Source organism: Streptomyces sp. NPDC005799 (assembly GCF_040630525.1).
In the GTDB taxonomy this organism is placed as follows: Bacteria; Actinomycetota; Actinomycetes; order Streptomycetales; family Streptomycetaceae; genus Streptomyces; species Streptomyces griseorubiginosus_B.
In genome coordinates, this window is sequence record NZ_JBEXXQ010000126.1 from 1 (window position 1) to 6,660 (window position 6,660).

The window sequence follows — 6,660 nt, forward strand, 5'->3', positions numbered from 1 at the left end:
GCCGCAGGTCAGCGACTTGACCGACATCCAGCGGACCCAGCTTCACCAGGACTGCGGGGATGCGAGACGATACAGCGGCAGGCACGGGCCACCTCATGATCGTTGAGCTTAGAGGTCGCGCAGATTGGCGTGTGCTCATGGTCGGCGGTGCGGGCGTTTGTCCCAGCGGTGAGTCGTCCAGGTCTGGCGGATCAGGCTACGTACGGTGATGATCGTGTCGGCGAGTTCGAAGAAGGCGTCGATGACGATGGTCCGGCGCTCGTAGCAGCGGGCGAGGCGGTGGAAGGCGTTCTGCCAGGCGTGGGTGCGCTCCACGTGCCACCTCTGACTCGCCTGGATCGGCGCCTTCTCACCTTTGTGCGCGATCCGGCCGTGCAGGCCGCGCTCGTCGAGCAGGGCGCGGGTCTTGTCGGAGTCGTAGCCGGCGTCCAGGTGGACGGTGATGTGGTCGGGCAGCGGTCCGAGGTCGTCGAGACAATCCAGGGTCGGGGCGAGCAGCGGGGAGTCGTGTCGGTGGGCCCCGGCCAGGACGCGGCCCAGCGGAATGCCGTAACCGTCCGTCATGCCCGAGCGTTTCAGGCCCTGTTTGCCGCGGTCGACCGGGGAACGCCCGGCCACCTCGCCGCCTCCGGGGGCCTTGGTGATCGAGCCGTCGACGGCGATCTGGTCCAGGACGAGGCCGACGATCCGGTCGTAGCATTCCAGCGCGATCTGCTTGAGCCGTGTGAAGACGCCGAGGGCGATCCATTCGTCGCGGCGGTTGCGGATCGTGGTGGCCGAGCAGGTCGTGTCGGCGATCGCCTGGTAGGAGCAGCCGAAGCGCAGCAGTTGCAGCATCTTGTCGAAGACGATCCGGTCGCTGATGCGCCGGCGGTGGCAGCCCAGTGGATGGTCCGGGTGGTATTCCGGCCGCTCGGGCAGCAGGGCCGCGAATTGGCCCCAGAGAGGTTCGGTCAGCCATGATGGCAGCGCAGGCACGGGTCTCCCCGGTGATCACAGAGCGTCGCAACTCCATGATCGCCAGGACCTGTGCCTGTCCTGCTGCCGGGGTACCACCACCGCGCCTATCTGCGCGATGACTAAGCCCGTTAGCTGTGACCCGTCACTCCAAAGCTAAGTCATGGCCATTGGCCCTGCTGCCCGCAGCGCTCTACGGCTGGATAAGAACGCGTCGCGTGCTACCGTCCGGGACTCCAGCCTGCAGGTCCCAGTCCCGATACCTCCATACATCCTTTCCAGGTTCCCAGCGCGTGGGAAAGTCCCTGACGCTTATCGTCTGACCAGACTTCCACCACCATGGACCAGTCTCGCACTTACCTGGAGCGACAGGCCCCCCATCGTTCCAGGTAGACTCCACGCCATCTTGATTTAAACCTTTGATGCCGTACACCCTTTCCCTGTCTGTCTGGTTGCAGACCTGCACTTTGACCGACGGGGAACTTGCGGCATGGGCAGCTTCAGGCATCGCGAGACCCCCGATACCAACTGATGCCAAGACCACTGCCGCGACCTTGCGTCGCATACCTACCATCAGGCAGCACCAATTCCTTTCCGGGGCAATGTGCCCATTTCGTGAACCAAGCTCACTAGCCGATTCCATTTACCACCCTTAGCCTGCGCGCCCGGGAACGCTAGAGGTAAATATCCTTCAATGGGAGTGTAAATCTAACGGCTCTGCCTCACTTGCAGTGGTAACTGAAAGTCACGGGAAGAACACCTGGTCAAACCGCGCGGGTTCCCGCCCGCGACCTTGCTTCGCTGCCTGTGGCGAGCTCATCGTCCAGATGATCGCGTCCCATGAAGTGGTGTAGCGGGGCTGGGTCCCGGAACGCGCGGGTGTCTGCCCGGGGCGTGCATCCGCTGGCTGAGCTTGTTCCGCTTTGACGGACACCATCGGTGTGGTGGTCAGGCTGCGAGCGCGGCCTCGTAGTCGGCGGGGCTGCGGTAGTCGAGGCTGCTGTGCAGTCGGTGCAAGTTGTACCAGCTTTCGTTCCACTCAAAGATCGCGGTGTGGGCGGCGGACCTGCTCGGCCAGGGCTGGGTGCCGATCAGCTCGTTCTTCAAGGTGGCGAAGAACGACTCGGCCAGCGTTGTCCCAGCACTGGCCGGTGCGGCCAACGGATAGCCGGACACCCAACTGGTCTGCCATCAGGGCGAGTTGACGGCTGGTGTATTGGCAGCCGCGGTCGGAGTGGAAGATCACGGAACCTGCGGGGCGGCGCTGGTGGCAGGCGGCTCGCAAGGCGTCGGCGACCAGTTCGGTGCGCAGGTGGTCGGCGGTGGCCCAGCCGACCACCCGTCGGGAGGCGATGTCGATGACGGTGGCCAGGTAGAGCCAGCCCTCGCCGGTGGGGATGTAGGTGATGTCGCCGCACCAGCGGGCGTCGACCGCGGTCGGGTCGGGCCGGAAGTCACGCAGGACCAGGTCGGGGCGAGTGGCCGCGTGCGGGTCGGGGATCGTGGTGCGGTGTCGTCGTCTGCGGTGCCGGCCGGCGAGCCCGGCGGCTCGCATCAGCCGGGCGATGCGTCTGCGGCCGCAGACCGTGCCCTCCCGCTTGAGAACGGCGTGGATGCGCGGGGCGCCGTAGGCGCCTCGGGACCGGGCGTGGACCGTGGTGATCTGCTCGCTCAGCTCCGCGTCCTGCAGGGCCCGGGGACCGGGGGTGCTGGTGCGGCGGGCGTAGAAGGCGGCTCGGGAGACCTTGAGCAGTTCACATGCCTGTTTGACGCTGTGCCCTGCCTGCTTCTCCGCCTCGATGAACGGGTGCACCGCCACCGGGTCTCCTTCGCGAAGAAAGCTGTGGCCCGCTTGAGGATCTCCACGTCCTCCCGCAGGCGACGGTTCTCCCGCCGCAACTGAGCCAGTTCCTCACGTTCGCTGCTGGTCAGGCCGTCGCGCTCGCCGGCATCGACCTCGGCCTGCCTGACCCAGTCGCGCACCGCGGTCTCGGTCAGGTCGAAGTCCTTGGCGACCTGGCCAACCGAGCGGTCACCGCGTCGGCACAGCTCGACGATCTCGGCCTTGAACTCCGGCGTGAACGAGCGGCGAGGACGCGGCTTCTTCTTCCCCATGCTCTCCATGATGGACATCATCCTTCCGGGACCGAAGCCCCTGATCTTCGATGTCCGTCAAAGCGGATCAAGCCCAGATCAAAACCGTCGAGAGGAAGAGACACCCAACAGGTGCAGGCTACCGAATGGGATCACCGGCTCGGCGTGCGGGCCGACGGCAAGCGTCTCGTCGGGTACGCGGGGGTGGTGCTGCTGAGGAAGGTCGCCGACCGTGTCGGCTCATCCGCGCCCTGGCCGCCGTACTTCCGCGGGGCACCGGGCTGGGGCGTCGTGCTTGTCCAGCTGGCCTGTGCGATCGTGCTGGGCGCGACGAATGTTCTGGCGGCCGAGCAACTGCAGTACCAGTGGCGGGCGTTGTTCCCCAAACCGGTCTCGGACCGCACACTGCGTCGTGCCCTGGAGGCGGTCGGCGGACCGGTCGCGACGCGCAGCGAGCGAGTCCGCGCCGTGATACGCCGGGCGGTGTGGACCTGGCTGGCTCTGCGGCCCGGCGGCTTTCCCTGGATATCGGTGTGCGGCCGGCGGCTGTCCGGCTGGTACGTCCTCGATCTCGACGCCACCGTGGTGACCTGCACCAGCGGTAAGGAAAGGAAGGGGCGGCGGGCACGTTCAAGGGCACCTGGGGGCATCATCCGCTGGGGGCGTGGGCGGCCAACACCCGCGAGTGCGTGGCGATGCTGCTGCGGCAGCTCCCGTTGCCCCTGTGGTCGAAACTGCTGGTCAGGATCGACGGCGCGGCCTTCAGCCACGCCCTCCTCGACCACCTGACGTCCCTGATCACCAGCCGCAGGCGGGTCTGGTGGGTCACCGGCTGGGCCATCCACACCATGGACGAGGAGGCCATCGCCAGGCTGCCGGAGAAGGTGTGGACGGACGCACTGCGGCAGGACGGCGAGGTCCACGCGATCAAGGGGCCAGGCGATGACATTATTTCCTACCAGGTCGCCGAGCTGACCGGGGTCCGTGACCTGACCGGCTGGCCGGCGGGGATGCGGCTGATCGTGCGCTGGGTCAAACCCTCGCGTCGCGATGCAAAGAAGCTGACCGCCTATGGGCGACCGGCTCGGCGCCCTGCTTGGCGGCGACGTCGACCAGGGCGCGGACGTGGGAGTCCGGCGCGGGCCGCTCGAAGGTCGCGGCGATCTGCGCCGCCAGCGGCCATTCCTTGATCTCCAGGTAGGCGGCGGACTCGCTCATGCCGTCCCACTCGTCATCGAGGTACTGCTGGCGAGTGCGCTGCCCGTCCTCGCCCCGGAACAGGCGCCGGCGGAACGTGGCGTCCAGCGCCTTGCCGCGCATCCACTTCGCGGCCTGGTGGTGGTCGCGGGCGGCATGGATCCGGTCGAGCAGCTGCTGCTCCTTCGCGTCCAGCGGCCCGGTGCGGTCGATGTCCTGCGGCTCGGGGATCAGCTCGGGGACGAAGGCGCGCGCCCGGTCCCGCCGACCGACTGCCTTGTCGTCGGCCATGCTTATTCCCTCGCCCCGGGCAGGTGCCCGAGCTTGGTCAGCTCGGTGACCAGCGCGTCGTACGGTGCCTTGCGCTCGGGCTTGTCGCAGGGGAAGCCGACCGCGGAGGCGATGCCCTCCCGCCTCGGGCTCTGGGTGGACAGGACCGTCCAGCGCGGGTCGGTGCCGTCCTCGCCGCCGTTCGTCAGCAGGTCCGCGTACTTCTTCGGGCTGGCCGCTCCGGCCTGGCAGCGGTTGAGCAGCACGTAGGTTGCCGGAGGCTGCCCGCTCTCGCGTAGCGCGGCGGGCCGCTTGATCACCTTGGCGAGCGCCGTTCCCCGTTCGGGCTTGGTGAGCCGGTCGTAGTCCGGCTGCGTGGGCGACAGCGTCAGGATCACGAGATCCACGACTTCCAGGATCGAGTCCACGATGTCCGGGTGGTTCTCGGCGTGTCCGGCATCCACCACGTTCACCCGCTCGTGGTCCATCTCCGGGTAGACGACCTCGGCGAACGCCGGGGTGTCCGCCTCGTGCACCTCGCACGGGAAGTCACCGGCATCGCGCGCTCACGCGGCCAGTTGCAGCGACTCGTCAGCGTCGTAGCAGGTCACGGGGTGGCCAGCCCGCGCCAGGGCATAGGCCAACAGGCCCGTGTTCGTCGTACCGCCCATCGTCCTGGGCTTCAGGCTGGCAATTAGCATGTGCGCCACCCTAAGCGGGCAGGGACCGGGCGCAGCCGCTGAGCACTCGACCAAGTTGCCGGACTTCACCGTGGCCCGGCATCGGGCGGGGCCCGACCACGGCCGTACCATGAGCCCGACCATCGCAGGTCACAGCCGTGCGCGGCCCGACCGGCCACCTGAGGGCCAGTCTGGGCCGTGCACGGCGCGGGGCCGGACGCGCTGCGCACCCGGCCCCTCCAAGGCTTTCTGCGGGGCGTCCTGCCGCCGGCACCGGCCGTCAACACCCGCATGGCCGGTCCCGGTCGCAGCGGGCGGCGCCGATCGGCGCTGTTGCGCCGGGTGTTGCGGTAGACGTTGCGCCAGGGCGTTGCGGTGGGTGTTGCGGTAGACGTTGCGCGGTCGGGCGGCGGGTGTTCCTATCACCCCTGGTCAGGGGGCTTCCGGAGCGTGGTCGGGGCGCCCGATCCCCCTCAGAGCACCCCACGACCGCCCCGGCCTCAAAGAAGAAGGGTGGGAGGGAAGCGGGCGGGACGCGGGGAGCGCCTCGGGGGATCGGGCGCCCGCCAGTCTTCCTCGCGCGCGTCGCCGGGGCCGCGCGGCGGTAGTTGGGTGTGACGTGCGCGGATGCAGGTGAAGCCGATGCCTGCACGGAGGGCATGGCGATCGGCTTCACGTGGGGGTGGTGCGCCAACAGGTCCACCCGTTTCCCTGTGCGCCGGTTGGAGCCAGTAGCAATCAGGGTTGGCCGGGCCAACTTCGCTGGATCGTGCCTGTGTTGAGAAGTGTGCCGCCGACTACGCCGAAGCCCTGGGCTACCGGTGCCGACACCCAACGGTCAGGCGAACGGCACCGACATCACCCAATCAAGTTCAGTACCTTCTCGAAATAAGGGCATATGACTGTACCGGAACATCCCCTCAGGGGACACACTGACAAGTCATTGATTCACGAAAATAGGGGTGCACTTGAAGAAGTCTAGGGTAATCAACGTCGTCGCCGCACTCTCACTCGCATTTACTGCCACTGCCGTCGGCGCTGGCACCGCGAATGCCGCCAAAGGTGATCGACACTTTATTCTTGTAGCGACCCACGGCGCTCCGGTTTGGAGGGCCAAGGCGCATCTATATGCCGGTGACGGTCATCTAGTTTACTCGTGGAAGCGGGATACCAGGAGCGCTGGTCGGGTACTGTGGTACTTCACCGACGGCGGCGACGGCGGAACAATTTCTGTGGAGGCTGAAGGGTTGACGACGGCTTCTATCGAAAATTATCCACTCGATCGCGATTACTGCTTCCTGGTCACAGCCGATGGCGACGCACACTATAAAGGCGACAGTATAACCGGCGGCTGCACCTCGCATTAACCTCGATTCTTCAGCGGGTTTCGGTCGCTGATCAGTGCGGCTGTTCGCCCGTAATGTCCTCCGCCGTTGGAGGACGGGCCGTCGCGTGACGCCGC

At 67.1% G+C, this 6,660-nt stretch carries 7 protein-coding genes and 1 pseudogene; all 8 read right to left on the bottom strand.

All coding sequences use genetic code 11. The features are described 5' to 3' along the window. Positions 1-135: 135 nt before the first annotated feature. The 8 genes and pseudogenes from ABZ453_RS49790 to ABZ453_RS49825 all read right to left on the bottom strand — a co-directional run bounded on the left by ABZ453_RS49790 (position 136) and on the right by ABZ453_RS49825 (position 5,219). Positions 136-978, bottom strand: coding sequence for an IS5 family transposase (locus tag ABZ453_RS49790; RefSeq protein ID WP_359026516.1), 843 nt, complete (start codon positions 976-978; stop codon positions 136-138). A gap of 927 nt (positions 979-1,905) precedes the next feature. Then, a complete protein-coding gene (locus ABZ453_RS49795) occupies positions 1,906-2,064 on the bottom strand; it encodes an IS3 family transposase (RefSeq protein ID WP_359026518.1) in 159 nt (52 codons plus the stop codon). Continuing rightward, positions 1,997-2,776 carry an IS3 family transposase gene (locus tag ABZ453_RS49800; RefSeq protein WP_359026520.1) on the bottom strand — a complete coding sequence of 260 codons (780 nt, stop codon included), beginning with the start codon at positions 2,774-2,776 and terminating at the stop codon, positions 1,997-1,999. Before ABZ453_RS49800 ends, ABZ453_RS49795 begins: the two co-directional genes overlap by 68 nt. Before the next feature lie 17 nt (positions 2,777-2,793). Then, positions 2,794-3,093: pseudogene (locus ABZ453_RS49805) on the bottom strand (transposase); the annotation flags it as partial. A 607-nt stretch (positions 3,094-3,700) separates the two neighbouring features. Then, positions 3,701-3,982 carry a hypothetical protein gene (locus ABZ453_RS49810; protein ID WP_359026522.1) on the bottom strand — a complete coding sequence of 94 codons (282 nt, stop codon included), beginning with the start codon at positions 3,980-3,982 and terminating at the stop codon, positions 3,701-3,703. A gap of 101 nt (positions 3,983-4,083) precedes the next feature. Then, a complete protein-coding gene (locus tag ABZ453_RS49815) occupies positions 4,084-4,539 on the bottom strand; it encodes a hypothetical protein (RefSeq protein WP_359026524.1) in 456 nt (151 codons plus the stop codon). A gap of 2 nt (positions 4,540-4,541) precedes the next feature. Continuing rightward, positions 4,542-5,054 (bottom strand): hypothetical protein, encoded by a 513-nt coding sequence (locus ABZ453_RS49820; protein WP_359026526.1) that lies wholly within the window; start codon positions 5,052-5,054, stop codon positions 4,542-4,544. A gap of 30 nt (positions 5,055-5,084) precedes the next feature. Further along, the gene (locus tag ABZ453_RS49825; protein WP_359026528.1) at positions 5,085-5,219 is read right to left on the bottom strand and encodes a hypothetical protein; all 135 of its coding nucleotides are present in this window, start codon (positions 5,217-5,219) and stop codon (positions 5,085-5,087) included. Positions 5,220-6,660 lie beyond the last annotated feature (1,441 nt).

What these genes read in the sequence shown, in the direction of transcription:
- ABZ453_RS49815 (WP_359026524.1), bottom strand. Translation starts at nt 4,539, where the DNA reads ATGGCCGACGACAAGGCAGTCGGTCGGCGGGACCGGGCGCGCGCCTTC.
- ABZ453_RS49825 (WP_359026528.1), bottom strand. Translation starts at nt 5,219, where the DNA reads ATGCTAATTGCCAGCCTGAAGCCCAGGACGATGGGCGGTACGACGAAC.